Source organism: Streptomyces sp. NPDC048734 (assembly GCF_043198675.1).
In the GTDB taxonomy this organism is placed as follows: Bacteria; Actinomycetota; Actinomycetes; order Streptomycetales; family Streptomycetaceae; genus Streptomyces.
The window spans coordinates 157,278-181,271 of sequence record NZ_JBICUZ010000006.1 but is presented as its reverse complement, the minus strand read 5'-3'; the positions used below and the strand labels follow the sequence as shown (position 1 = coordinate 181,271).

General features: G+C 71.1%; 20 protein-coding genes and 7 pseudogenes. 13 read left to right on the top strand and 14 right to left on the bottom strand.

Going from position 1 to position 23,994, the window contains the following annotated elements; all coding sequences use genetic code 11:
• Nucleotides 1-55 precede the first annotated feature (55 nt).
• Nucleotides 56-883, bottom strand: a complete 828-nt coding sequence (locus tag ACGFQC_RS18065) for a DUF4397 domain-containing protein (protein ID WP_363090579.1) — start codon at nt 881-883, stop codon at nt 56-58.
• A gap of 402 nt (nt 884-1,285) precedes the next feature.
• On the bottom strand, nt 1,286-1,720 hold the full coding sequence (locus tag ACGFQC_RS18060; protein WP_363090580.1) for a MarR family transcriptional regulator: 435 nt from the start codon (nt 1,718-1,720) through the stop codon (nt 1,286-1,288).
• A 201-nt stretch (nt 1,721-1,921) separates the two neighbouring features.
• Here ACGFQC_RS18060 and ACGFQC_RS18055 point away from each other — a divergent pair, with 201 nt between their 5' ends.
• The 3 genes from ACGFQC_RS18055 to ACGFQC_RS18045 all read left to right on the top strand — a co-directional run bounded on the left by ACGFQC_RS18055 (nt 1,922) and on the right by ACGFQC_RS18045 (nt 5,339).
• Nucleotides 1,922-3,088 carry a PP2C family protein-serine/threonine phosphatase gene (locus tag ACGFQC_RS18055; protein WP_363090581.1) on the top strand — a complete coding sequence of 389 codons (1,167 nt, stop codon included), beginning with the start codon at nt 1,922-1,924 and terminating at the stop codon, nt 3,086-3,088.
• 468 nt (nt 3,089-3,556) lie between these two features.
• Nucleotides 3,557-3,976, top strand: a complete 420-nt coding sequence (locus ACGFQC_RS18050; protein WP_363090631.1) for an ATP-binding protein — start codon at nt 3,557-3,559, stop codon at nt 3,974-3,976.
• A 115-nt stretch (nt 3,977-4,091) separates the two neighbouring features.
• Nucleotides 4,092-5,339 (top strand): PP2C family protein-serine/threonine phosphatase, encoded by a 1,248-nt coding sequence (locus tag ACGFQC_RS18045; RefSeq protein ID WP_393288352.1) that lies wholly within the window; start codon nt 4,092-4,094, stop codon nt 5,337-5,339.
• A gap of 6 nt (nt 5,340-5,345) precedes the next feature.
• On the opposite strand, the gene ACGFQC_RS18040 is transcribed toward ACGFQC_RS18045, so the two are convergent.
• A complete protein-coding gene (locus ACGFQC_RS18040; RefSeq protein ID WP_363090583.1) occupies nt 5,346-5,852 on the bottom strand; it encodes a MarR family winged helix-turn-helix transcriptional regulator in 507 nt (168 codons plus the stop codon).
• Nucleotides 5,853-6,411: 559 nt separating this feature from the next.
• On the opposite strand from ACGFQC_RS18040, the gene ACGFQC_RS18035 reads away from it, so the two are divergent.
• From ACGFQC_RS18035 to ACGFQC_RS18025, 3 genes are read left to right on the top strand one after another with little or no spacing between them, the layout of a single operon-like run.
• Nucleotides 6,412-8,031 (top strand): PP2C family protein-serine/threonine phosphatase, encoded by a 1,620-nt coding sequence (locus tag ACGFQC_RS18035; protein WP_363090584.1) that lies wholly within the window; start codon nt 6,412-6,414, stop codon nt 8,029-8,031.
• Nucleotides 8,028-9,134 (top strand): cobalamin-dependent protein, encoded by a 1,107-nt coding sequence (locus ACGFQC_RS18030; protein ID WP_363090585.1) that lies wholly within the window; start codon nt 8,028-8,030, stop codon nt 9,132-9,134. The genes ACGFQC_RS18035 and ACGFQC_RS18030 overlap by 4 nt, the downstream gene beginning before the upstream one ends.
• Before the next feature lie 50 nt (nt 9,135-9,184).
• Nucleotides 9,185-9,535 carry an STAS domain-containing protein gene (locus ACGFQC_RS18025; protein WP_363090586.1) on the top strand — a complete coding sequence of 117 codons (351 nt, stop codon included), beginning with the start codon at nt 9,185-9,187 and terminating at the stop codon, nt 9,533-9,535.
• Between the two features lie 298 nt (nt 9,536-9,833).
• On the opposite strand, the pseudogene ACGFQC_RS18020 reads toward ACGFQC_RS18025, so the two are convergent.
• Nucleotides 9,834-10,190: pseudogene (locus tag ACGFQC_RS18020) on the bottom strand (VOC family protein); the annotation flags it as partial.
• 203 nt (nt 10,191-10,393) lie between these two features.
• On the bottom strand, nt 10,394-10,852 hold the full coding sequence (locus tag ACGFQC_RS18015; protein ID WP_363090587.1) for a MarR family winged helix-turn-helix transcriptional regulator: 459 nt from the start codon (nt 10,850-10,852) through the stop codon (nt 10,394-10,396).
• Nucleotides 10,853-10,967: 115 nt separating this feature from the next.
• Here ACGFQC_RS18015 and ACGFQC_RS18010 point away from each other — a divergent pair, with 115 nt between their 5' ends.
• Nucleotides 10,968-12,197, top strand: a complete 1,230-nt coding sequence (locus ACGFQC_RS18010) for an amidohydrolase family protein (RefSeq protein WP_363090588.1) — start codon at nt 10,968-10,970, stop codon at nt 12,195-12,197.
• Nucleotides 12,198-12,263: 66 nt separating this feature from the next.
• Here the strand turns inward: ACGFQC_RS18010 and ACGFQC_RS18005 are convergent, their stop codons facing one another.
• Both ACGFQC_RS18005 and ACGFQC_RS18000 read right to left on the bottom strand, forming a co-directional pair.
• The gene (locus ACGFQC_RS18005; protein ID WP_363090589.1) at nt 12,264-12,530 is read right to left on the bottom strand and encodes a helix-turn-helix transcriptional regulator; all 267 of its coding nucleotides are present in this window, start codon (nt 12,528-12,530) and stop codon (nt 12,264-12,266) included.
• Nucleotides 12,530-13,021 carry a DUF2975 domain-containing protein gene (locus ACGFQC_RS18000; RefSeq protein WP_363090590.1) on the bottom strand — a complete coding sequence of 164 codons (492 nt, stop codon included), beginning with the start codon at nt 13,019-13,021 and terminating at the stop codon, nt 12,530-12,532. The genes ACGFQC_RS18005 and ACGFQC_RS18000 overlap by 1 nt, the downstream gene beginning before the upstream one ends.
• 199 nt (nt 13,022-13,220) lie before the next feature.
• Between ACGFQC_RS18000 and ACGFQC_RS17995 the strand changes: the two genes are divergently transcribed.
• On the top strand, nt 13,221-13,919 hold the full coding sequence (locus ACGFQC_RS17995; protein ID WP_363090591.1) for a tetratricopeptide repeat protein: 699 nt from the start codon (nt 13,221-13,223) through the stop codon (nt 13,917-13,919).
• Nucleotides 13,920-13,978: 59 nt separating this feature from the next.
• Here the strand turns inward: ACGFQC_RS17995 and ACGFQC_RS17990 are convergent, their stop codons facing one another.
• The 4 genes and pseudogenes from ACGFQC_RS17990 to ACGFQC_RS17975 all read right to left on the bottom strand — a co-directional run.
• Nucleotides 13,979-14,833 carry a glycoside hydrolase family 16 protein gene (locus ACGFQC_RS17990; protein ID WP_363090592.1) on the bottom strand — a complete coding sequence of 285 codons (855 nt, stop codon included), beginning with the start codon at nt 14,831-14,833 and terminating at the stop codon, nt 13,979-13,981.
• Between the two features lie 305 nt (nt 14,834-15,138).
• Nucleotides 15,139-15,324 (bottom strand): hypothetical protein, encoded by a 186-nt coding sequence (locus tag ACGFQC_RS17985; protein ID WP_363090593.1) that lies wholly within the window; start codon nt 15,322-15,324, stop codon nt 15,139-15,141.
• Between the two features lie 5 nt (nt 15,325-15,329).
• The gene (locus tag ACGFQC_RS17980; protein ID WP_363090594.1) at nt 15,330-15,905 is read right to left on the bottom strand and encodes a DUF5994 family protein; all 576 of its coding nucleotides are present in this window, start codon (nt 15,903-15,905) and stop codon (nt 15,330-15,332) included.
• Nucleotides 15,906-16,500: 595 nt separating this feature from the next.
• A pseudogene (locus ACGFQC_RS17975) lies at nt 16,501-16,608 on the bottom strand (IS5/IS1182 family transposase); the annotation flags it as partial.
• A 286-nt stretch (nt 16,609-16,894) separates the two neighbouring features.
• Here ACGFQC_RS17975 and ACGFQC_RS17970 point away from each other — a divergent pair.
• The 4 genes and pseudogenes from ACGFQC_RS17970 to pntB all read left to right on the top strand — a co-directional run bounded on the left by ACGFQC_RS17970 (nt 16,895) and on the right by pntB (nt 22,034).
• Entirely contained in the window at nt 16,895-17,875 is a 981-nt protein-coding gene (locus ACGFQC_RS17970) for a hypothetical protein (RefSeq protein WP_393288412.1), read from the top strand.
• 295 nt (nt 17,876-18,170) lie between these two features.
• Nucleotides 18,171-18,544: pseudogene (locus ACGFQC_RS17965) on the top strand (transposase family protein); the annotation flags it as partial.
• A 453-nt stretch (nt 18,545-18,997) separates the two neighbouring features.
• Nucleotides 18,998-20,561: pseudogene (locus ACGFQC_RS17960) on the top strand (Re/Si-specific NAD(P)(+) transhydrogenase subunit alpha).
• Between the two features lie 6 nt (nt 20,562-20,567).
• Nucleotides 20,568-22,034: a Re/Si-specific NAD(P)(+) transhydrogenase subunit beta gene (pntB, locus tag ACGFQC_RS17955; protein WP_363090596.1), complete on the top strand. Its 1,467-nt coding sequence runs from the start codon at nt 20,568-20,570 to the stop codon at nt 22,032-22,034.
• 125 nt (nt 22,035-22,159) lie between these two features.
• Here pntB and ACGFQC_RS17950 read toward each other — a convergent pair.
• A pseudogene (locus ACGFQC_RS17950) lies at nt 22,160-22,678 on the bottom strand (response regulator); the annotation flags it as partial.
• 1 nt (nt 22,679) lies between these two features.
• On the opposite strand from ACGFQC_RS17950, the pseudogene ACGFQC_RS17945 reads away from it, so the two are divergent.
• Nucleotides 22,680-23,078: pseudogene (locus ACGFQC_RS17945) on the top strand (ATP-binding cassette domain-containing protein); the annotation flags it as partial.
• 96 nt (nt 23,079-23,174) lie between these two features.
• Here the strand turns inward: ACGFQC_RS17945 and ACGFQC_RS17940 are convergent.
• Nucleotides 23,175-23,459, bottom strand: a complete 285-nt coding sequence (locus ACGFQC_RS17940; protein ID WP_363090597.1) for an SHOCT domain-containing protein — start codon at nt 23,457-23,459, stop codon at nt 23,175-23,177.
• Nucleotides 23,460-23,499: 40 nt separating this feature from the next.
• A pseudogene (locus ACGFQC_RS17935) lies at nt 23,500-23,942 on the bottom strand (DUF6325 family protein).
• Between the last annotated feature and the right edge of the window lie 52 nt (nt 23,943-23,994).

The following is a 23,994-nucleotide window of genomic DNA, read 5'->3' as shown; positions in this document are numbered from 1 at the left end:
GTGCCACCGCCGGGCAGCGGCACCCCTGCTGTGACGAGGGCTGTGTCCGGCGCGCCTATCGGGCCGAGGCGCGCAGCCTGAGCAGCAGTCCGGCTGCGGCCAGGGCGGACACGGCGCCCAGGGACAGGGCGCCGAGCGGCAGACTCTCGTTGTGCGCGGCGGCCTGGCCGCTCTCACCGGCCGGGACCCCGCCCGGGGCGGAGTGCATGCCCGTCAGCGTCTGGGTCTTGAGCGCCAGGTTCTTGTCCTGAGCGCTGCCCCAGGCGTAGACGACGGTGTTGGTGCCCTCGGCCAGGTTCAGGTCGGCCGGTCCGATCGCCACCGTGTCGGTGCCGGCCAGGACCACGTCGGCGGACACGGTCCCGGCCGGGACCTCGCCCTTGGCCTCCTTCGGGTTCTCCAGGCCCTTGAAGACCGGCGTCCCGTCGGCCCGGACGTCGACGGCGGGGGCGGCGGCGACATGGCGGACGGTCAGCCGCGCCTGGCCGGCCGGCACCTTGGAGGTGTCGTTGACGAACGCGTCCAGCGCGGGTTCGCCGTCGGCGGTCAGATGGGCGACCAGGGTGGCGTTCGCGCCGGCGGGCACGTCGACCGTCTTCTCGATGGCCGGGGTGCCGTCCGGTCCCTCACCGTCCTTGAAGACCTTGATGTCGTACGAGCCGGCGTCCAGCTTCATCGGATCGGTGAGCGTTCCGGGCTTGAAGTCGGGGATCAGCTCCTTGTCCCCCGCGTAGACGTCGACCGTCAGGCCGGGTACTCCGTGGAGCACGGACACGGTGGCCTGGTCGCTCGCGGCTTGCGGCTGGGCGAGTGCGGGGGCGGCGGCGGACAGGGTGACGGCGGCACCGACGACGAGGGCGGCACCTGCAACGCGTGCGGTCATGGCGGCTCTTCCCTTCGTTCGAGTTCGTCTCGAATCTGTGAAGACGCATTCCGCCGCCTGTGGCGCCTTGGTTTCACCTCCGGCCGGTTTTTTCTTCCGCCCCGCATTCGGGGGAGGACACCGCCCGCCGCTGCCGCGGCCCGACGGGGTCGTCGTGGGGCCCCACGTCCGCTGTCCGGCCGCGGCCGGTCTCTTTCACCGGCGTCGGGACCAGCGGGGCGGGTCGGCGCCGTCCGGGAGGCTCGGACAGTTGCCATTTGACAACTATAGTCGTGAGACAAGAGAGTGGAACGGGACGTGGGCAGGAGGGATCCAGGAATGTTCCAGTGGGCGGGGGCCGCTCTGCCCGCTGGCAACCGGCGCCGGGCGGAGGGCGGTGCGGCGGACGCCGCGGTGCGTCACTCAGGCGGTCCGGCTGCCGACGTCCTGGGCGTCGTCGTGTATCCGCACCGCCGCCGCGTCGCAGAACGCCTCGAGCCCCCGCAGCAGTGCGGTGCGCCGCGCGGGGGACATCTGGTCGAGCACCGCCCGCAGCACCTTCTCCCTGCGCGCGCGCAGGTCGGCGAGGAACGCGGTGCCCCGGCCGCTGAGGTACAGGCGCACTTCGCGCCTGTCGCTCGGGCTCACCGTCCGCTCGACGAAGCCGGCGGCCTGGAGGCGGTCGCACAGCCTGCTGGCCGACGGCGGCGTGGAGGCGAGTGCGTCGGCGAGAGTGCGCAGGTTGATTCCCTCGTGATGCTCCAGAATGAGCAGGACGCGCAGTTGCGACGCCGACACGGGTGCCGTCGCGGCCCTGCCCCACAGGACTTCCAGCAGCTCCGCGGCCGTGGAGGTCACGCGCGCGACCTCGTCTGGCTCTGGGTGGGGGCGGAAGGAAGCCACAGTCACACTCTCGTAGGCACCGGGACAACCGTCAGCGTACTAGGCGATCGAGCCGGCTAGAGAGGGAACCACCACGGGCACGGCTGCTCAGCAGTGGGTACCCGTCAGGTGGGCGAGGCCTGCTCCATCCGACAAGAGATTGGTGTACTTCTCAACGTGAAGAGACTCGTGACCGCAGAGCGCGCTCTGCGCGCGTCGGCACCGGACAAGTTGCTCGAGGCGGTCCGACGCGTTCTCGTCGAGCACTACGCGGCGGAATCCGTCGAACTCTTCATGGCCGACTACGGCCTGACCGTCCTGCAACCGGTGTCCGGGCTGCCGCAGATCCAGGAGTCGGTGCCGGCGCACCACGGCCCGGTCGGCCGTGCCTTCGGGGCTCAGGAGGCCTTCATCGAGGGGGTCTCGGACGGCCTGGTGTGCGTACACCTGCCCGTCACCGTCCGGGGAGACCGCCTCGGTGTCCTGTCGGTGACCCTGCCGGGCGGCGACCACGCGCGCGACAGCCTCCAGGAACTGGCGGAGATCGCCGAGGTCCTCGGGCACGAGGTGGTCGTGGCGGAACGGGACACGGACCTCTACCTCCAGGCGCGGCGCAAGGACCGGCTGACCCTGGCCGCGGAGATGCAGTGGCAGTTGCTCCCCGGCCGCTCCTGCGCCCGCCCGGAGTTCGAACTGGGGGCCCAACTGGAGCCCGCGTATGCGATCTTCGGCGACAACTTCGACTGGTCGTCGACCGCCGACCGGTTGATGCTCTACCTCTCCAACGGCATGGGCGAGGGCATAGAGGCCTCCCTGCTGACGAACCTGGCCGTCAACGCCCTGCGCAACGCCCGACGGGCGGGCCTCTCGCTCGCCGACCAGGCGGCGCTCGCCGACCAGGCGGTCTACGCCCACTACCGGGGGCACCGCTACCTGTCCGTCCTCATGTTCGAATTCGACCTCACCGGCGGGCGGGTCCAGGTGGTGGACGCCGGTTCCCCGCAGATGCTGCGCCTGCGCAACGGCAAGGTGGAGCGCGTCACCTTCGAGGCCCAGCTCCCGCTCGGCATGTTCGAGGAGACGGACTACGTGCCCCAGGAGTTCGAGGTCGAGCCGGGTGACCGTCTCGTCTTCGTCAGCGACGGGGTCTACGCGGTCGCCTCCCCGGGCGGCGAGACGTACGGCGACGCCGCGCTCGCCCGGGCGATCCTGTCCACCCGGCTGCTCCCCGCCGCCGAGGTGCCCGGGGCCGTCCTGCGCGAACTGACGGGCCACCGGGGGGACGCGGTTCCGAGTGACGACGCCCTGGTGGTCTGTCTGGACTGGCGCGGCCGACAGCCGTGAGGGCCGGCCGCGGGAGCCTTCGCCCGATTCCGGTGATGGCGTGTTGTTCGCGCCTCGCCCCACCCGCTAATGTTTGCCATACGGCAAGTATTGGCTGATCGCCCTCCGCGAAGTGGCCGAGCGGCCCCGCTCAGAGGGGGAGATGCAGATGCCGGGACCGGGAGTGACCGTCGGATCGGCGGCACGGCGGGCGGGTGTGTTCCTCGGTCGGCTCCGGACCCGGAGCCCCGTGCGGATCCTCCCCGGCGTCACCTCCGCACCTCCCTCGCCGGCCGCGCGCAGGGTCCCGGCCCGGATGCCGCCCGCCGCGGTCCGCGCCCGTACGGAGGCGGGACCCGCCCCGCGTCCCCTGCCCGCCGCCCATGACGTCGACCGTGCGGGAGGACCGCTCACGCGCTTCGTGACGGGCGCCCCGTCCGTGGGCGCGGAGGGCGACCGGTGAACGACGCCTCGCGCCGCACCGTCACGATGAGCCTGCCCATCGCGTCGGACGCCGACCTGGCCCGGGTGCGGCAGCAGGTGCGGCAGGCCGCGACCGAACGCGGTTTCGCTCTGGTGCCCCTGACCAAGCTGCTGACCGCGGCCAGCGAGCTGGCCCGCAACACCCTGGTGCACGGCGGTGGCGGACAGGTGGAGATCGCCACTGTGGACCGCGGGGCACTCCGCGGGCTCCAACTGACCTTCACCGACACGGGGCCGGGCATCCGCGACCTCGACCGGGCCATGACCGACGGCTACACCTCCGGCGGCGGCCTGGGCCTGGGCCTGAGCGGAGCCAGACGGCTGGTGCAGGAGTTCGCCGTCGACAGCCGGCCGGGTCACGGCACCACCGTCACCGTCAGCGCCTGGGTTTCCGGCATGCCGTCGCCCCGGCCTGCCCCGGAATGACCTCACGAGGGGGCGAGAGCAGGTGCACGGGCGGACGCGGCTCGCGTTCGTCCGGTTCGGAAGAATCCCGGGCGGGGAGGCGACGGGGATAACGTAGAGAGATCGAGGGGAGAGGGTGGACGCCTTGAGCACTTCACGACCGGTCCCGTCCGCGGAAGGCCAACTGCGTGTCCCGTCCGCGGAAAGCCAACTGCGTGCCGCTCCGCCCCACGCACTGGTCACCACGGCCCGGCGGCTGCTCGCCGAGCGGGTCGGCGCCGAGCAGGTGACCCTGTTCCTGGCCGACTACGGGCTGAGCGTTCTGCAGCCGGTCACCGACCTGCCGCACACCGGAGATCCCGTCCCCGCCCACGAAGGGCCCGTCGGACGAGCCTTCCTCAGCCAGACCCCGGTCGTCGAAGTCACCGACGACCCGGCCCCCGCCCACTGCGTTCATCTGCCGATGACCGTACGCGGTGACCGGCTCGGCATTCTGTCCGTCCGCCTGCCCCGCGGCATGACGGACCCCACCACGGTGCTCCAGCTCACCGACTTCGCCACCGCACTGGCCCACGAGGTCACCACCGCCGACCGGGACACCGACCTGTATCTCCAGGCCCGCCGCACCCGGCGCCTCACCCTCGCCGCCGAGATGCAGTGGCAGCTCCTTCCCGGCCGGGGCTGCGCCCGCCAGGAGTACGTCATCGGAGCCCATCTGGAGCCCGCCTACAGCGTCGGCGGCGACAACTTCGACTGGTCGACCGGTGCCGACCATCTGACTCTCAGCGTGACCGACGGCATGGGCCAGGGCATCGACGCCTCCCTGCTCACGAGCCTCACCGTCGGAGCCCTGCGCAACGCACGCCGCGCCGGGATCGGGCTTGCCGATCAGGCCTGCCTCGCCGACCAGGCACTCTTCGCCCAGTACCGCGGCAAGATGTACTCCTCGACCCTGCTGCTGCGGTTCGATCTGGACTCCGGCGCCGTGCGCGCCGTCGACGCCGGCTCGCCGTTGCTCTACCGTCAGCGCGGCGACACGACCGAGCGGATCGAACTCGAGGCGCAGCTGCCGCTGGGCATGCTCGAGGAGACGCTCTACGAGGAGCAGACCTTCACGGTGGAACCCGGTGACCGGCTCATCGCGGTGAGCACCGGCATGCACGGCGCCCGCGACGCCGAAGGCGGATCGTTCGGAGACCGTGCCCTGCGGCAGACCCTCGGCGCCACACGACGGGAGTCCCCGCACGAGGCGGCACGCGCCCTGGTCGCCGGTGTGATCGAACACTTCGGAAGCAGACACCTCGCAGCCGACGCCGCGGTCGTCTGCCTGGACTGGCACGGCCGCACGAGTGGGACGGCACGGCAGGCGCCACCGGCACGCTGACTTCCGTCACCCGGGGGCGGGATGCCGTGATGGTGACAGTCCGGCATCACGTGCCCTGAGGAGCGCCCTCAGCCCACGGCGCAGCGCGTCCCTGTCGGCGGGCTCCAGCACCCCCAGGGCGACGGCGAGAGCCCGGGCGCGACGTCCGGCGACCTCCCCGAGCACGTCCTGGCCGGCCGCGGTCAGCATCAGCTGGACCTCGCGGCGTTTGCGCGGATGGAACGAACGGTCGAGCAAGCCGGCCGCCTCGAGTCGGTCGCACAGCCGGCTGGCCGTGGGCAGCCCGATGTCCAGGCACTCCGCCAGGGCCGTGAGATTGAGGCCCGGCGTGACCTGCAGCGCGCGCAGCGCCCGCAACTGATGCGGCGACAACCGCAGCGTCGCGTCATGTGCGGCGGCGGACCAGAGGTCCGCCAGGCTCTCCACGGCATCGGCGATCTCGAGGGCCGTCGCCTCCGGGCCGTCAAGGGGTCCGTTGGCTCGGTCGTCGCCGGGTCCGTCGAGATGTGTCACTGATCAGTCACTTTCAGTAAGCCTGAGGCACTGTGAACACCCATGCTCATTCAAACGCAGTACCCGAGGAACTGACGAGCAAGCGACCGCGGGTGTGTGCGATCGCAGATGAATGTGTGCGCACATGTCGAGAGTGCGTGCGACTCCTGGGTCCTGCCCCGGTGGCGGCACCTCGCCCGGCGCGCGGACCGTGGTGCCGCAGTGGCGGCAGGGGTGTTCGCCCTGAGGGGCGAAGCCGGTCGCCTGCGGCCGAGGGGTGGCTCCGGGGCCCGGACGGCAAGCCGCTCGGACGGCAAGCCGCTCGGACGGCAAGCCGCTCGAGCGGCCCGCTCCGGAGCTTCCATGTGAACGAGAGGTGAAGGTTCCCGATGCCCTGGGCGGTGGCGAAGAGTGCGGTGGCCCCCATTTTCCGGGGTATCGGCGATTCGAGGGGGAGGCGGCGTCGCGCCGGTCCCCGGTCTCGTGGTTGCACCACGCACTCACCTGCGCGATTGTTGTTCTCCGACAACTGTCTTCTTCGCTGAGTGAGGTGAGGGTCCACGCGCAGGGGCCCCGCGGCATGACTTCCTTCCCGGACGCCCCCAGTACCGGTGGCGCCAGTACGCCGAGCGCTGCCACCGCCCCCCATCCGGTGATCGTCCTGGCTCCGGACGGGCGCGTGGTGGAACTCAACGGCGCCGCCTCCGCTCTCCTGCCCGCGGCCCGATCCGGTCGGAGCCTGTCCTCACCGCCCTGGCTCGCCGCCACCGACGAGCGTCTCCCCCCGGAACCCGTCAGCGGCGTGGTGGACGACCGCTTCTTCTCCGCCCACCCGTCCGTCCTGCCCGACGGCAACACCGCGTGGTGGCTCGTGGACGAGACCGCCCACCGGTCGGTGCTCGAGGAGCTGGAGGCGGAGCGCGGGCGCACCCGGTTCCTCACCGAGGCCTCCAGCGCTCTTCTCGCCTCGCTGAACGTGAGCCGCTGTATGGAGGTCACCGCCCGCCTGGCCGCCGAGCATCTGGCGGACGCCGCGCTGGTCGTCGCCCCCACCGTGGCCAAGAAGCTGCCCCTGGTCGTCTGCGACCATCTGGGCGAGGTGACCCACACCACGGCCGCCGGGGCGCCGGAGACCGTGCCGGGCCTGGCCGAGGCGCTGCGCGGCTTCCCGCCGGTGCCCTCGCGGTGGATAGACCCCGCCGCGGCACCGCACTGGCTGGTCCCCCAGGGATTCGGCGAGGTCGGTTCGCTGGTCATCACGCCGCTTCCGGGCCACGGTGTGCCGGCCGGCGCGCTGGTCCTGCTGCGCCGCAGCCACAAAGCCGCCTTCACCGGCGCGGAGGAGGCATTGGCCGGGTTGTTCGCAGCCCGGGCCGGCGCGGCGATGTCGGCCGCCCATCTCTACGCGGAGCAGAACTCGATCTCCGACACGCTCATGCGGGAACTCCTGCCGCCCACCCTGCGGCAGGTGCAGGGCGTCGAGTTCGCCGGGGGCTATCGACCCAGCAAGGACTCCGAGCGCGTGGGCGGCGACTTCTACGACGTCCATCCGCCGACCGAGGACTCTCCCGAGACGCTCGCCGTGCTCGGGGACGTGGCCGGCAAGGGGCTGGAAGCCGCCGTGCTCACCGGCAAGATCCGCAACACGCTGCACGCCCTGCTGCCCATGGCCGACGACCACGACAAGATGCTGCGGCTGCTGAACAACGCCATGCGCAACAGCCACCACACCCGCTTCGCCACCCTGGTGCTGGCCTCCGTCCGCCGCGAGAACGGCGACGTGATGCTGCGCCTGACCTCGGCCGGCCATCCCACACCACTGATCGTGCGCGGTGACGGAACGGTCGAGGAGGCCGACACCCGGGGGACCCTGATCGGCGTCATGCCGACCCTCACCTCCCGGACCGCGGACATCAGGCTTGCCCCGGGGGAGACGTGCCTGATGTTCACCGACGGCGTCACCGAAGCCAGGGGTGGCCCCCTGGGCGACACGATGTTCGGCGAGCAGCGTCTCCGGCGCGCGGCACAGGAGTGCGCGGGCATGCCCGCCGAGGCCGTCGTCGAGCACATCCAGATGGTCGCCTCCCAGTGGATCGGCGGCGGACGCCACGACGACATCGCCCTCATGGCCATTACCGCCCCGCGCGGCGCCCACCTCAGTGCCGTGGACGGAACGACCCGGGGCAGGTACACCGCATGACCAGTCACGGCACCGACACCCAGGAGGGCTCGCGCCGGCGCGGCGCCGACGCCGGTCGGACCGCGCCGCACGACGACGAGCAGGCCTCTCACTGGGCGGACGGACTCTGGGTGGCGGTCCGGGCGGGAGACGAGTACGCGGCCCTCGACGTCGTCACCGAAGCCCTGCGCACCGGGCTGGAGCCCGAGACGGTACTGCTGGACGTCATCGGGTCCGTCCAACGGAAGGTCGGTGCCGAGTGGGCGGCCGGCCGCATGAGCGTGGCGGACGAGCACGTCGCCACCGCCATCAACGAGCGGGTCATCGCCGCCCTGCCCAGCGACCGGCCGGCCGTACCGCGCGGTCGCGTCACCGTCGCCTGCGTCGACCAGGAATGGCACGCACTGCCCGCACGCCTGGTGGCGGAGACGCTACGGCTCCGCGGCTGCCGAGTGGACTACCTCGGCGCGCAGGTGCCCACCGCCCATCTGGTCGGTCACATCCACCGCACCGGACCGGACGCGGTGTGCCTGTCCAGCTCCCTGCCGACGCGCCTGCCCCTCGCCCACACGGCGATCACCGCCGTCCAGGCCACCGGGACCCCGGTCATGGCCGGCGGTCTCGCCTTCGGCGCCGACGGCCGGTACGCCCGCATGCTGGGCGCCGACGCGTGGGAGCCCGACGCCCGGGCCGCCGCCGACCGGCTCGCCTCCGGTCTCCTGGCCCGGCCGGCGGCCGCCCACCAGACGATCGACGACCTGCCGCATCTGGGCGACCAGGAGTACACCATGGTCGCGGGCGCCTCCACCCGCCTGGTGCGCGATACCTTCCACTCCCTCGAACAGCGCTTTCCGCCCATGAAGGCCTACAACGACGAGCAGCGGGAACGTACAGCCGAGGACCTCGCCCACATCGTCGACTTCCTGACCGCCGCCCTGTACGTCGACGCCCCCGAAATCTTCACCGACTTCCTGACCTGGACAGCCGACCTCCTGACCGCCCGGGGAGTTCCCGCGCGGTCCCTCGTGCCCGGCCTGGATCTGCTGGAGGAACAACTGCGCGACTTCCCTCGTGCTCGCCGTTTCATCGATGCCGGACGAGCCGCGCTCGCCCCCTGTCCCTGACCTCGAGACGCTGGACGAATTCTGTGACTACCTCGCCCGACGCAGACCCCGTGGAGAACCCGTCTCCGACCGGCCGCCACACCGTACGCCTGGCCCTCGAAGGGGACCTGGACTACGACACCAGCGGCGACGTGCTCCACCAGGTGAGACTGACCCTCCTGGACCGTGAGCACGTCGAGGATCTGCGCCTGGACTGCCGGGAGCTGGAGGTGGTCGACTCCATGGGGCTGTCGACCCTGCTGCAGATCCACCGTTCCGCCCGTCAGGACGGCGTCCGCTTCCACCTGGACAACATCGGACCGTCACTGCGGCGTCTGCTGGAACTCACCGGTACCTACGACTACCTGACCGCCTCTTCCGAGAGTGATCAGCCGGGCGGCGGCCGGCCCCGCTCGACCTGACACGACGACCCTGCCGCCCGGCGGACCCGGCGCCCGCTCTCCGCCGGCTCGGGCACAGCGGCGGCGGACGGCACGACCCGCGCAGTCGCGCAGTCGCGTCCAGGCTCTCCCCGGCGAGACGAGCCCCAAGGCCGCCGCGGCAGCCCACTTCGCTCCCGTGTCGACGGTGCCGTCCGGGCGTGTGTTTCCCGGCCGGGTCACGGAGTCGTGCGTCCCGTGGACCGTGATGAACGGGGCGATGCGGTGAGCCCCGACGACGACGGCCCGGCCGCCCCCGACGACGACGGCCCGGCCGCCCCCGCCGACCTCGCGGCGGTCCACGCCGGCCGAATCGACCGACCCCCTCCACGTCCTGCGTTTCTTCGTCGACGTCCGCTCCCTTGTCGCGCGATTGCGCGAGCATCGCTTCCAGGTCACGGACCCGGAAGTCGAGCATGGTCCGCTGGGCGCGGGACCCGAAGCAGTCGGTTCCGGATGCGAACGTGGCGAACGCCGTCGGCCCAGCTCCCTGACGCCACAGGCCGTTCTCATCCGTGTCCAGGCCGAGGCGGTCGCGACACCACGTGCTCAGGGCCGAGGGGTCGGCGGCCCGCATGAAGTACCCGCTGATTCCCAGCACATGCTCCCTGCCGGCATCTTGCCAGGGGTCGGTCATCGGTCGGACAGGCGGTGCGTGATCGCCCGCTTCGCGCTCCGCCTCGACCGCGGCGATCCACGCGGCGGCGCCGTCGAACTCGCCAACTGCCCGGTGTACTGCCACGACGTCCGCCGCCGTGGCCGGCCGGCGGCTGCGCAACCCCCTTGGTGTTCGCCACCTTTTAACCCCGTCCGCCTCCAGGGTCGTCCGTGTACGGGTGGTCAGCCCTGTTCCCGCCTGCGCAGAGCGGCGGCGGCCTCCGCGTACTTGATCAACAGGCGGGCGAACCGGAGCCGTTCCTCAGCGGGCCAGTCCGCGGTGATGTGTTCGAACCCCTGGCGTTGCTCTGCGGCGAAGCGGGCGCGCAGGTCCTCGCCGGCAGGTGTCAGTCGCAGGACGATGCGCCTGCCGTCCTGCTGGGACGCCTCCCGCAGCAGGTACCCCTGCTTGATGCAGTCGGACACCATGCGGCTGGCCACCGACTGGTCCGTACCCAGCTCCTCGGCGACCGCGCCCACGGTCGTCTCGCCCGGGCGCTCGGACACGACGTTGAGCACCAGGTTGCGGGAGAGGTCCTTGCCGGAGGAGGGAGTGCGGCGCCTGAGCCGGGAGAAGGCCGGTCCGATGGCGTCGAGTACCGCGTCGTCGTTCGGCTGATCGGGGTGCCCGTGGTTCGTCATGGCACAACTGTACCGACACAGGAATATGCAATGCGACTTGCAAATGTATGCTCTGATGCATATAAATGAGCGAGCGACGGGCACCTGTCGCCGCATACGGAAACGAGGTCCACCGATGACCATCACCGCCATCGCCCACGCACGCGTCTTCGACGGCGAGCGGGTTCGGGACGAAACGACCGTCCTGATCGAGGGCCCGACCGTCGTGGCCGTCGGGGGAGCGGTGCCTGCCGGGGCGGATGTCGTCGACGCACGGGGCGGCACCCTGCTGCCCGGCCTGTTCGACGCCCATACGCACGCCTCGGAACAGGCTCTGGCCCTCGCCCTGAAGTTCGGTGTGACGACCGAACTGGAGATGCAGGGTGCCCTGACCAGGGCGCGCCGGGCGCACATCGAGGCCAACGACGCGGTGGCCGACGTCCGTTCGGCGGGCTTCGGCATCACCCCGCCCGGCGGGCACCCCAGCGAACTCTTTCCCGAGGGCAAGCGCCCTGGAGGCGGCGGGCCCGCCCGCGACGAGCTCGGGGACTTGGTCATGCCCTTCGCCGCCACCCCCGAGGAGGCGGCCGGGTTCATCCCGAAGCTCGTGGAGTCGGGCTCCGACTACATCAAGTTCATGGTCGACGACGGTACGGTCGAGGGCCACCCCGGCTTGCCCTGCCTGGACCGGGCCACGCTGAACGCGGGCGTCGCCGAGGCGCAGCGGCACGGAATGCTCACCATCGCCCACGCTCTCACCCTGGATGCCACCCGCATGGCGATCGAGGCCGGGATCGACGGGCTGGTCCACGTCTTCATGGACCAGCCCCACACCGAGGAGATCATCGGCCTCATCGCCGATTCCGGCGCCTTCGTCGTCCCCTGCGTGGTCCTCGACGCCTCCATGATGGGCATCACCGGGGCGGCCCAGGCGGACGACCACCGGGTCGCCTCCCGGCTGGACGAGGCCTGGCTGACGACACTGCGCGCCAGCTTCGACCGCTTTCCCCAGGGAAAGCTGGAGGACGTCCTCGCCACCGTCAAGGCGCTGCACGACGCCGGCGTCGATCTCCTGGTCGGCAGCGACGCCTCCGTGCCCGTCCCCTTCCTCGGCGGCGTCGCCCACGGAGCCAGCGTCCACCACGAAATGCGCTACCTGGTCCAGGCCGGGCTGTCACCGCTCGACGCACTGCGCGCGGCGACCGCCACCCCGGCGCGGCGCTTCTCCCTGAACGACCGCGGACGGATCGCCGAGGGACTGCGCGCCGACCTGCTGCTGGTGGACGGGGACCCCACCACCGACATCGACCGCACCCTCGACATCCGTGCCATCTGGCGCAGGGGCACCCGACTCGTCACGCAGTGACATGCGCCTGAGCCGGGCGCCCGCCCTTTTCCGGGCAGGCGAACCGGCGGGCGTGGCGGCCGCCGGTCATGGGGCCGGCAGCGTCGTGACGCGCTCCTGAGCCGGAGTGTCCTGCGCGTTCTTCGGCCGGTCGGCTTCCCAGCGCAGCAGGTCTCCCGGCTGGCAGTCGAGCACCTCGCAGAGCGCGGAGAGTGTCGAGAAGCGCACTGCCTTGGCGCGGCCGTTCTTGAGCACCGCCAGGTTGGCGGGAGTGATCCCGACGCGGTCCGCGAGCTCACCCACGGACATTTTCCGCTTGGCCAGCATCACGTCGATGTCGACGGTGATCGGCATCAGATCACCTCGGCGAGCTCGGCGCGCATCCGGGATGCTTCGGAGTCGCACGCGACGGCCTGGGCGAGCAGCATCCGCAACACGAGCACGATCAGTGCGACGCCGAAGACCGCCAGGCAGACTCCGCCCAGCAGGAGCACGATTCCCGGAGCGACGGCCTCGCCCGGTGCCAGGACCACGCCGAGTGCGAAGACCAGGAGCGCGGCGGCCGTGAACGCGCCGATCACGAGGTGCACGTACCGGAAGGCGGCGGAGGAGAAAACGGTGGCGCGACGCACCATCGTCACGAGCCGCCACACGCAGACCAGCACGATCTGCGCCGTCACGATGCCCAGCACCACGATCACGAGGATCGTGATGCGGCGGTCCGCGAGGGCGCCGTCCTCCATGTCGGCGGCCAGCAGCGCCGTCATCACCGTCTGGACGAACACCGAGCCGGCGAGCAGTGTCGCGAGCACGGCACGCAACGCGACCACGGTCAGCTTTCCCATGGACCCTCCTTCGAACGAATAACAATGGAAACCTATCGAGAATCGATAGGTCGAGCAACCGTCGGGGTCAAACGTGTCGGGGTTCCTCGCCTTGCCCCCGGTCACGCTCCACGCACCCCCGGTCAGGACGGCGGAACGGCCTCACGCCGGATGCGGCAGGTCCATCAGCGCGAGCTCGGCCGGGTCGACCACGACCGTGATGCGGGTGCACCTGCTCGTGGCGCTGTGCGCGGTCACGGTGCTCGTACGACCGGCGCATCGCGAGGTCCCGTTCCCGGTGGCCTCGGCGCAGTTACGCCTGGGCGGCGACGACCCGGCCGTTCTGCGTGCCCGTGTCCTGTCGGCGGTGGCGTGTCTGCCGCAGGGCCGGGCCGATCTCACGCTGTCCCGCCTGCGGTCCGTCCTCCCGGACCTGACCCGTGTGCTGGGGCCGGACCACCCCGGGACCCTGTCGACCCGGTTGCTGAGCCTGCAGGTGCGCGGCGAGACGGGGAACCTGCCCGAGCGCCTCACCGCGATACGTCAACTCATCGACGACATCACACCGGTCCTCGGCCCCGGCAGCCCCGACACCCTGGCCGCCCGTCACTGCCCCGCCGAGTGGCTCGGTCAGGACGGCCGCACGGACGAGGCCGAAGCGTCGTACGAGGACGTCATCGCCGCCGGCACCGAGCGTCTGGGCGCCGACCACAACCTCGTCCTGATCGACCGCAGTTCCCTCACCGTCCTGCACTGCGACCGCACCGGTCCGGACAACGGCGCGGCCGTCGACGACATGACCGCGATCGTCGCCGCCATGGAACGAGCCCTCGGTCCCGCCGATCCGACCGCGGCCTCCACCCGGCGACTTCTCACCCAGTGGCAGAGCACGCGGGCGGGCAGCGGCGCGCAGGACTGAAGAGGCGAGGCGCGGCGGGCAGCGGCCCACGGGCACACGAGGTGTGGAGCTGCCGACGGTCACACCCGGCCGGTGCCGTAGAAGCGCACGTAGTCGACCGTCATCGTCGCCGGAGAGGGTGTCGAGGTGTCCGGAGGGCCTGGCCAGTCGCCTCCGACGGCGATGTTGAGGAGCAGGTGCATGTCCTGTTCGAAGACCCAGTCGCGTGCTGCGGGCAGCTTCGACGGAGTCAGGGTGAAATACGCCTTCCCGTCGACGGACCAGGTGATGCGGCGCGGCTGCTTGTCGACGGCGTACGTGTGGAACGCCTGCGACGCGTCGGCCGCAAGGGCGGTGGAGCCGCCGATCCCGTTCTCGTTGAAGTAGGTCGGCCCGTGCGCGGTGCCGTACACCGTTCGTGGTTCTCCGCCCACCACCTCGCAGATGTCGATCTCACCCTGCCCGGGCCATTCGACGCCGTTGTCGCCCAGCATCCAGATCGCCGGCAGCAGTCCCGTACCGGTGGGCAGCTTCGCGCGGATCTCCGCGCGTCCGTGAGTGAGCGCGACCTTTCCCTCGGTGGTCAGACGGGCCGACGTCCAGGTGCAGAACTCCTGCGTGTAACAGGGCAGTTCGGAGTCGGCGGGGGCCGGTCGCGCCGAGATCGAGAGGTGACCCGCACCGTCGAGGGCGGAGTTGGCCGAATCGTCCGTGTAGTACTGCAGTTCGTTGTTGCCCCACCCCTCGGCGTCCCGGTTTCCGATGTCGGTGTTCCATGAACTCTCCGACGGACGGGTGGCCGCCGCCCCGTCGAACTCCGCTCGCCAGAAGGGCTTTTCCCGGACCGCTGGGGAGCGCGTGTCCGTATCCGAGGCGCATCCGCACAGCAGTCCACCCAGCGCCAGCGCGAGTGCCAGGCGGGTACGTCGATTCATCGCGTCGCTCCCGAGAGGTCGTGCAGAGAGGTGAGCACAGCCGGTTTCCTCGCCTGTGAGGGGTGCCGAAGCGTCGCGGACGAACGCTGTGCGCCATGCGCAGACCCTACTGAACGACTGCTCCGGCGGGCGCGGCGGGCGTTCCGCTCCGCGCCGCTGGGCCTGCCGACCGCGCGGGGTCCCGATGTACGTCACGTTGACGTGCTTATTGCACGGTGGGCGGGAAGCCGGCGCGTGCGGCGCTGTACGCCCCGCCCGTCACCCCGCCCGTCACCCCGCCCGTCGCCCCGGCCGGAAGTGCTTCTTCACCGGCCGTGCGTACGGAGGACTCGACGGCCTGTGTCGTCCGGCTGACCGGGAGGTCTCGGCAGGGGATCGCTGTAGTGGTGGGCCGCGATCCGGGCGTCGTGCTGTGCGTTGAGCAGGCGGATCAGGAGTGTCCCGATGCCGATCGCAAGGATGATCGCCGCGATGAGGACGAGGGTTTCCATGGAACTCACCTCCAGGTGTTTCCGGGCGGCGAGAGGGCGCGTCGGCCTGTGAGGCCCCCGAAGGGGGACATGCAGGCCCCGCCCTCGCTTTCCCAGCCGGCTTCCCGGCGCAGGGCGTCGCGGATGCCGCGCCCGATCACGGCTTCATCGGCCATCAGGACTCCGGCGGTGAGGACGCTCCCGGGGATCGCCGCGGCGGCCATCAGGCGGGCCGCGGCGGCGGGTTCCGTCTCGGGCGGGATCACCAGCAGGTCCCAGCGGCCGACCGTGTAGGAGAGCAGAATCAGCTTGTCGGGGTGCTGTTCGGTGAACCAGCCCACATGCACGGTGTGTCCGGCCACCGGCACCTTGCGCGGGATGACGGGCCAGTGGGTGGGGTTCACGGTGACGCGTGTGATGCGTCCCCAGACTCCGTCGAGTGCGGCCGCGAGCGGCGGAAGTTCCGCCTCGAGATCGCGTGAACAGGGCCACCAGGCCCCGTCGAGCAGGCCGGCGAGGGTGGTCTTCGGGGTGAGGGACAAGCGTGCCGGGAGCTCTGCGGCGAGGTCGCGCGGCGCGGTCCGGTCGAGGGTGGTGGTCATGGTGCGGACCTGCCCCCGGGCTGCCCGTCGGCAGCCCGGTTTTTCGTGATCGCCGGAAACGACACCTGCATGAGAGCCGGTGTGCGAAGTACTCCCGGTGCTTTCATCGTACATCTTTTCGGTGGGATTTGACCGTCTTGACCAGGTATTCTCCGGCGGAGGTGCAGCGCCGAGGACCGTGGGAGCACCGTGCGACGCCGGCAGGCTCACGCACATTGCCGACCGGGCACCGGCAGCGGTCCCCACCTGCGACGAGGTGACGGCTGTGTCTTGCGGCCTGCCGGACCCGCCGCATCGGCAGCCCCCCGCGCCCGTCGAGCGTCGTCAAGCCGCTCGCCGGTCGATCGCTTTTTCCCGCGTCAGCCTTCGGGCGTCCGGCAGATCACTCGGATACGCGCGCCGTTCGGTCATGGGCCGGACATACCGCCGGGCAGGGGCGTGCGCCCAGGCGCGCACCGCAATCGCCCACGGCGACGTACGAGCATGGGTGACCACAATCCTTGTCCGCCAGGACCACGTGCGGCCTGGTGCGCGGACGGCCGTGTCGTCGGGGGAACGCGCAGGCGGGTCATGAACGTCGGTGAGGAACAAGTGCATCACCGGCTCGTCCGGCGGTGAGAATGGACGCGAGGGGGCGACAGCGATCGTCGGCCGCGAGGTGAATCCTCGTGGCCGGCCCGCCGCGGGAGCGGCCGATGGCACGGTCGGCCGGTTCGCCCTACCGGGGCCCGTCACGGGGAATCGGTTCATGGTCGGTGTGCCGTAACGGGTGAGCCGGACCTCGGCGGCCGTGCCGAACGCATGAGGCCGTACCGCCTGGTCGACGTCACTCGCACGGGACACAACCATTTGGCGGCGACATGAGTCTTCGTCAGCGATCACATGGTGATCGCACTGACGAGGAGACCATCATCACCGCCATACGTAAGACCCTGACCGCCACCGCAGTTGTCGGCGCCGTCCTGGCGGGTTCGGCCGCCTGTGGCACCGTGGAGCAGCTCTCCGCCGGCAAGAAGCTCGACCAGGCCTTCGAGAGACTCGCCGGGGAGAAGACGATCTCCTTCGAGCTCGATCTCGACACCGACGCCCGGAGTCTGAAGGCGCTGGACGCCTCGTCGGACCCGGAGCCCGGCGAAGAGATGCCCGACGAGGCCGCCGACCTGATCAGCGGCGCGAAGATCAGTGTCACCGTGCAGTCGAAGAAGCCGATCGAGGAGTCCGGGGAGAAGGACTACGTCGGCATGGCCCTGAAGATCAGCACCAAGGACGGTGACCTCACCGAGTACCGGGTCATCGGCGACTACACCTACATCCGCTCCGACGCGAACGCCCTCGGCAAGGCGATGGGCTTCCCCGTACCGTCGGTGAAGGACCTGCCCCCGGAGGCGAGCGGGCTCAAGAAGGTACTTGAGGGCGAGTGGGTCAAGATCAACACCAAGGAGATGGAGAAGACCACCGCCGAGCTGGGAGCGGAGCCCGGTGCGAAGCCCGCGCCGGAGCCCACGCTCGACGCCAAGACGCAGAAGCACCTGCTGGAGGCGCTGCGCAAGACCGTCGCCCGCGAGGTCGACTTCAAGACGGCCGAGGACGAGGACGGTTCCGAGCACATCACCGCCACCGCTCCGTTCCGTACGCTGATCACGCAGTTCCTCGGCGAGATCCGTCCGCTCGCGAAGAGCTTGCCGCCGGGCATGGAACTGCCCACGGACAAGGACCTCAAGGACGCCCCCGACACCGATGTCACGGCTGACTTCACACTCGAGAACGGCGAGCTGACCGAGGTCTCCGTCGACCTCGCCAAGCTGGCCGAGAACGCGAAGGTGAAGAAGCTGGGCCTGGTGGTGCGGATGAGCGAGGGCCAGACGCCCACGGCCCCGGCCGGTGCCACCGAGCTGAGCATCGACGAGATCCTGGGCGGGTTCGGTGCCGCGATGATGAACGAGGAGGCCTTCCTCGAGGACGTGGCGTAGGCACGCCTCGCGCCGGGCGTGCAAGGGGCGTCGCGAACGCGCCGCGCCCAGCCCTCTCGACGAGACCGGACCCTGCGGGCGGTGGACCACCGCGCTTCAGGGAGCGCATCCGGGCCGCCTCGCGCTGACCGGCGAGGCGGCCCGGATGCGGGGTCACCGTTCCGATCGAGCTGTCCCTCACCTCTGGGGGGGGGGGAACTGTTCCACGGTCGCTGAACTTCCGCATACGTGGAGTGGGTCGGGGCTCGACGGGCCGGAACGGGGAGGGCCGCGGGTGATGCGGGAGCAGGGGTGGTTGCGCGAGACCGATCCCGGCCGTGTCCTGCCCGACGGCACTCTCGCGGAGGGCGACGGCCGCGCGCATGGCCTCACCGCGGCCCGTACCCGCCGGATCATCCGGATCTGCGAACGCCAAGCGTCCCGATCCTCGCCGACCGCGCCCACAGACGAGCCGGTTTCCGGGTGACGACTCCCCTCAGACGCCCACCAGGCCGTGCCCTCACGCCAACGTGGCAAACCGTCAACCGCGTGCTGTCCGCAGCCCGAGCACCGGTTGAGCGGCGTGTCGCACGGCTCAAGTCGTGGTGGGTCTTCCGCAGGGCACGGTGCAACCCGAATCGAATGTCGTCAATCTCCGTCGTCGTCCTCACCCTGGAGCGGCAGAGCTGAAATCGGGCCATCGGCCTCCGGGCCATCGGCCGGCTCCGGCAGGTGATTTGGGGGCCACCCGGTTCTTCGTCAAGGACACGTCGTGCCGGCACCCTCACCTGACCGGGCGGCCACGTACTCCCGCTGCCCAGGCCGGGCCCGTCCTTGACGAGCCGTGGATTCGCCGAGAGCCCGGGCGGGCCACCGGCACCGCACTGATCGGCATGGGCATGCCGATCAGTGCGTGTCGACCGGATGGACGCGGGCGCACGTCGACAGTCGTCCGCCGCCGGGTTCGAGATCCCTCTCCGTCCGGTCTCGGCCGTTACCGCAAGGTGAAGCACGTCACCGTCCGTTCGCGTTGGCCCGTACCCGTCTGACGGGTAGGTTCCAGCGATCACGGGGAGAGGACGTCCCGACCGCCCCGAGCGCAGATTTCCCTTCCGCACCCTCCTCTGATGAGAGATACAGGACATGTCTGCTCAAGAACGCTCACAGCACCCTCCCCGGCGTATCGGCGTGGTGGCCGAGTCCGTCTCCGGGGAGACGCGGATCGCGGCGACCCCGGCAACGGTGCGACTGCTGCTGGGTCTCGGCTACGAGGTCGTCGTCGAGTCCGGGGCCGGTGAGGCCTCCGGCTTCGGTGACCAGGCGTACGCCGACGCCGGCGCGGGGATCGGCGAGGCCTGGGACGCGGATGTCGTCCTCAAGGTGAACGCCCCCTCCGAGACGGAGATCCGCCGGTTGCGAAGGGGCGCGACCGTGGTCGCCCTGCTGAGCCCGGCGCAGAACCCCGAACTGCTCCAGTCGCTCGCCGAGGCCGGGGTGACCGCCCTGGCGCTGGACGCGGTGCCGCGCATCTCGCGGGCCCAGTCGATGGACGTACTGTCCTCGATGGCCAACATCGCCGGCTACCGCGCGGTCATCGAGGCCGCGCACGCCTTCGGACGGTTCTTCACCGGCCAGGTCACCGCGGCGGGCAAGGTGCCGCCGGCGAAGGTGCTGGTGGCCGGCGCCGGTGTGGCCGGACTCGCGGCGATCGGCGCCGCCTCCAGCCTCGGCGCGATCGTGCGCGCCACCGACCCGCGGCCGGAGGTCACGGACCAGGTGAAGTCGCTGGGCGGCGAGTACCTGCCGGTGGAAGCCGCCCAGGAGGTGAGCACCGACGGCTACGCCAAGGCGACCTCCGCCGACTACGACCGCGCCGCCGCCGAGCTCTACCACGAGCAGGCCGAGGAGGTGGACATCGTGATCACCACCGCCCTGATCCCCGGCCGCCCGGCACCCGGCACCGCGCCTGCTGACGGCCGAGGACGTGGCCGTCATGAAGCCGGGCAGCGTCATCGTCGACATGGCCGCCGCGATGGGCGGCAACGTCGAGGGCACCGTGCCGGGACGGACGGTGGTGACCGACAACGGCGTCACCATCATCGGCTACACCGACCTGGCCTCCCGGCTCCCGGCCCAGGCTTCGCAGATGTTCGCCACCAACCTGGTGAACCTGATGAAGCTGCTCACTCCCGGAAACGACGGGCAGTTGTCGATCGACTTCGACGACGTCGTACAGCGGGCCGTGACCGTGGTGCGCGCCGGTGACGTCACCTGGCCGCCGCCGCCCGTCGCGGTCTCGGCCGCGCCCGCCGCGCAGCCCGCGACCGCACCCGAAGCGCCCGAACCGAAGCAGCCGAGACTGACGCCCGCGTGGCGCTTCGGCCTGACCGGGCTCGGGATGCTCGCGATGTTCTTGCTGGTGGCCTTCGCTCCCGCACAACTCGCCCGCAACTTCACCGTGTTCGCGCTGGCGGTGGTCATCGGCTACTACGTCATCGGCAAGGTGCACCATGCGCTGCACACCCCGCTGATGTCGGTGACCAACGCGATCTCCGGGATCGTCGTGATCGGCGCCCTGCTGCAGATCGGGCACGAGAGCCGGATCGTCACCACGCTGTCCTTCGTGGCCGTCCTGCTGACGAGCGTCAACATCTTCGGAGGCTTCGCCGTCACCCGCCGCATGCTGTCCATGTTCTCGAAAGGCTGAGCCGAGATGACATCCCTGACGGCCTCACACGCTGCCGACCTGGTCGCCGCCCTGCTGTTCATCCTCAGCCTGGCCGGCCTGTCCCAGCACCGCACCTCCCGCGCCGGCGTCGTCTACGGCATCGCCGGCATGGCCCTCGCCCTGGTCGCCACCGTGGTCGTGGCGGCGCAGAGCATCACCGCCGGAGCGGTCGCGCTGATCGTGCTGGCGATGGCACTCGGCGCGGTGACGGGCCTGTGGCGGGCCCGCCGCGTCGAGATGACGCAGATGCCCGAACTGATCGCCGTCCTGCACAGCTTCGTCGGGCTGGCCGCGGTGCTGGTGGGCTGGAACAGCTACCTGGAGGTGGAGTCCCACGGCGCGGCGCAGACCCGTGTCGACGCCGACCTGCTGGGCATCCACCACGCTGAGGTGCTCATCGGGGTCTTCATCGGCGCGGTCACGTTCACCGGCTCGATCGTCGCGTTCCTGAAGCTCTCGGCGCGCATCAAGTCCGCCCCCCTGATGCTGCCGGGCAAGAACGCGCTGAACATCGGCGCGCTCGCTGTGTTCGTCGGGCTGACCGTCTGGTTCACGATCAGCCCGAACCTGCCCCTGATGATCGCGGTGACCGTGCTGGCGCTGGCGCTCGGCTGGCACCTGGTCGCCTCGATCGGCGGCGGCGACATGCCGGTCGTCGTCTCCATGCTGAACAGCTACTCGGGGTGGGCGGCGGCCGCGGCCGGCTTCCTGCTCGACAACAACCTGCTCATCGTCACGGGCGCGCTGGTGGGCTCCTCCGGCGCCTACCTGTCGTACATCATGTGCAAGGCGATGAACCGCTCGTTCCTCTCGGTCATCGCCGGCGGCTTCGGCATCGAGGCGCCGTCCGCGGGCAGGGAGGACCACGGCGAGCACCGCGAGGTGCGGGCCGTGGAGGCGGCCGAGATGCTGGCTCAGGCCCGATCGGTGATCATCACGCCCGGATACGGCATGGCCGTCGCGCAGGCCCAGCACCCGGTCGCGGAGCTGACGCGGCAGCTGCGCGAGCGGGGTGTCGAGGTCCGCTTCGGCGTCCACCCCGTCGCCGGGCGCCTGCCCGGTCACATGAACGTGCTGCTGGCCGAGGCGAAGGTGCCGTACGACATCGTCCTGGAGATGGACGAGATCAACGACGACTTCACCCGGACCTCGGTCGTCCTGGTGATCGGTGCCAACGACACCGTCAACCCCGCCGCCACCGACGACCCGAGCAGCCCGATCGCCGGCATGCCGGTGCTGCGGGTCTGGGAGGCCGAGCAGGTCGTCGTCTTCAAGCGCTCCATGGCCTCCGGCTACGCGGGCGTGCAGAACCCCCTCTTCTTCCGCGAGAACAGCGGCATGCTCTTCGGCGACGCCAAGCAGAGCGTGGAGGAGATCCTGCACGCGCTCGGCACCGACAGCCGACGCGACACGCCCCCGGCCACACGCCAGGCGACGGCGGCCGGCCACTGACCGATCGGTCTCCGCCGCCGGCCGGCCCACCGGGAAGCGCGACAGGAGCGGTCCGGCGCACCGAGGTCCGGTACGACAGCCGGCCGGCGCCCGGCCGGCCGGTGGGGGCCGGGGCGAGTGCCCGGTCAGAGGCGGATCGGACCGAGTTCCGTGGCGGTGGCGACGGCGGCGGTACGGGAGCCGACGTCGGGCTTGGCGTAGACACGGGCCAGGTGGGACTTGACGGTTCCTTCGGTCAGGTGGAGGCGGGCGCCGACGGCCTGGTTGGACAGGCCCCCGGCGACCAGGGTGAGAACCTCCGTCTCGCGCCGGGTCAAGGCGGTGCCGGGGGCAGGCAGCCGGTGCATCAGCCGGTCCGCGACGGCGGGCGCCAGGACGGTGCGTCCCGCCGCGGCGATGCGTACGGCGGCGGCCAGGTCCTCGGGCGGGGCGTCCTTGAGGAGGTAGCCGGTGGCCCCGGCCTCGATCGCCGGGAGGGTGTCGGCGTCGGTGTCGTAGGTGGTGACGACCAGTACGCGGGGGCCGTCCGCCAGGGCGGTGATCCGGGCGGTGGCCTCGGCGCCGTTCATCCCCTTGCCGAACCGGAGGTCCATGAGGACGACGTCGATGTCGCCCCGGGCGGCGCGATCGACGGCCTCCTCGGCGCGCGGGCCCCGCACCACCCGGGACCGGGCCATGGAACTCCTGGACGCGGTCGGCCTGGCCGACCAGGCCCGCCGACGCCCCCACCAGCTCTCCGGCGGCCAGCGCCAACGCGTCAACATCGCCCGCGCCCTGATGAACGGCCCCACCGTCCTGCTGGTCGACGAACCCACCAGCGCCCTCGACCACGAACGCGGCGCCGCCGTCATCGACCTGATCACCCGCCTCACCCACCAGCGGGCCACCGCCACCGTCCTGGTCACCCACGACTTCGCCCGCCTCGCCTCCGCCGACCGGATCGCCGAGGTGCGCGACGGCAGGCTCACCCTCCCGGCGGCGGCCCGCCGACGGGAGGGGCGGGTGGGAGGAGGACCGGCTACCGGGGCGGCTTCGTGCCGGTGAGCCCCGACTCTCGCGCCTGGTGCGCCGACCGGCTGCAGGACCCGTGGACACGCGTCACGCCGCGCTGTCGCGAGGCACCCGAGTGCGAGGCCCGCCTCACGACGCCAGAAGTCTGCGCTTCTGCTTCTCGAACTCGCTCTCCGTGAGCACCTCTTGGGCCTTGAGGTCGCCGAGCTGCTTCAGCTGTTCGATCTTGCTCGCCATGTCGGTCGCCGGCGGTTCCGCCGGCGGTTCGGCGTAGGCCTGCGGCTGGGGCGTCGTCCCGTATCCCTGCTGCGCTGCCCAACGCCCCTGCTGGCGTCGTGACACGCGGTTCGACACGGCGGTCGCCGTTCCGGCGACGACGGCGGTGCGGGCGACCCCGCGGATGAGTCCTGGCATGGCTGGTTCCCTTCTGCGCGTCAGGCACCTCGGTCGCCGGTCAGTGAGCGGCTTCGGTCTCGTCGAGGGCGGCGACGAGGGCCTGGACGGGGACGCGCCCGGAGGCGACCAACCGGGCTCCGCCGCGGCGCAGGGCGGCGGCGAAGGGCGCGGCCCACACGTTCTCGTAGACCAGGATGCCGGCGGAACAGCCGGGCTCCAGCGCGGTGGCCGCCTCCTCGATGTCGTCCTGGCCCAGTAGCCCCGAGGACGCGCCCTCGAAGACGGCCAGGTCGAGTCCGCCGTCACCGGTGAGGTCGGCGATCTCCATCCCGGTCACGGATCCGTCGTCGTCCTTCCTGACGAACGTCAGGTCCAGGACCCGGATGATGCCAGGTCCACCAGGTCGACCAGGAGAGGGAGACCCTCGCCGGTCATGCGGTTCCCGGGGAACTCGACGATCAGGTGGTCGATGGGGCCCACTTCTTCGAAATCGTCGCTCATGACGTCATCTCCGAGGGATGCGGCTCACTCCCCCCGGTGCCCGCCCCGCCCT

Excerpts from the sequence above, each read along its gene's own strand:
- ACGFQC_RS18065 (WP_363090579.1), bottom strand. The coding sequence starts at position 883 with ATGACCGCACGCGTTGCAGGTGCCGCCCTCGTCGTCGGTGCCGCCGTC.
- ACGFQC_RS18050 (WP_363090631.1), top strand. The coding sequence starts at position 3,557 with ATGAGCCTGCCCATCGCGTCGGACGCCGACCTGGCCCGGGTGCGGCAG.
- ACGFQC_RS18035 (WP_363090584.1), top strand. The coding sequence starts at position 6,412 with ATGACTTCCTTCCCGGACGCCCCCAGTACCGGTGGCGCCAGTACGCCG.
- ACGFQC_RS18030 (WP_363090585.1), top strand. The coding sequence starts at position 8,028 with ATGACCAGTCACGGCACCGACACCCAGGAGGGCTCGCGCCGGCGCGGC.
- ACGFQC_RS18015 (WP_363090587.1), bottom strand. The coding sequence starts at position 10,852 with ATGACGAACCACGGGCACCCCGATCAGCCGAACGACGACGCGGTACTC.
- ACGFQC_RS18010 (WP_363090588.1), top strand. The coding sequence starts at position 10,968 with ATGACCATCACCGCCATCGCCCACGCACGCGTCTTCGACGGCGAGCGG.
- ACGFQC_RS18005 (WP_363090589.1), bottom strand. The coding sequence starts at position 12,530 with ATGCCGATCACCGTCGACATCGACGTGATGCTGGCCAAGCGGAAAATG.
- ACGFQC_RS18000 (WP_363090590.1), bottom strand. The coding sequence starts at position 13,021 with ATGGGAAAGCTGACCGTGGTCGCGTTGCGTGCCGTGCTCGCGACACTG.
- ACGFQC_RS17995 (WP_363090591.1), top strand. The coding sequence starts at position 13,221 with ATGCGGGTGCACCTGCTCGTGGCGCTGTGCGCGGTCACGGTGCTCGTA.
- ACGFQC_RS17990 (WP_363090592.1), bottom strand. The coding sequence starts at position 14,833 with ATGAATCGACGTACCCGCCTGGCACTCGCGCTGGCGCTGGGTGGACTG.
- ACGFQC_RS17985 (WP_363090593.1), bottom strand. The coding sequence starts at position 15,324 with ATGGAAACCCTCGTCCTCATCGCGGCGATCATCCTTGCGATCGGCATC.
- ACGFQC_RS17980 (WP_363090594.1), bottom strand. The coding sequence starts at position 15,905 with ATGACCACCACCCTCGACCGGACCGCGCCGCGCGACCTCGCCGCAGAG.
- pntB (WP_363090596.1), top strand. The coding sequence starts at position 20,568 with ATGACATCCCTGACGGCCTCACACGCTGCCGACCTGGTCGCCGCCCTG.
- ACGFQC_RS17940 (WP_363090597.1), bottom strand. The coding sequence starts at position 23,459 with ATGCCAGGACTCATCCGCGGGGTCGCCCGCACCGCCGTCGTCGCCGGA.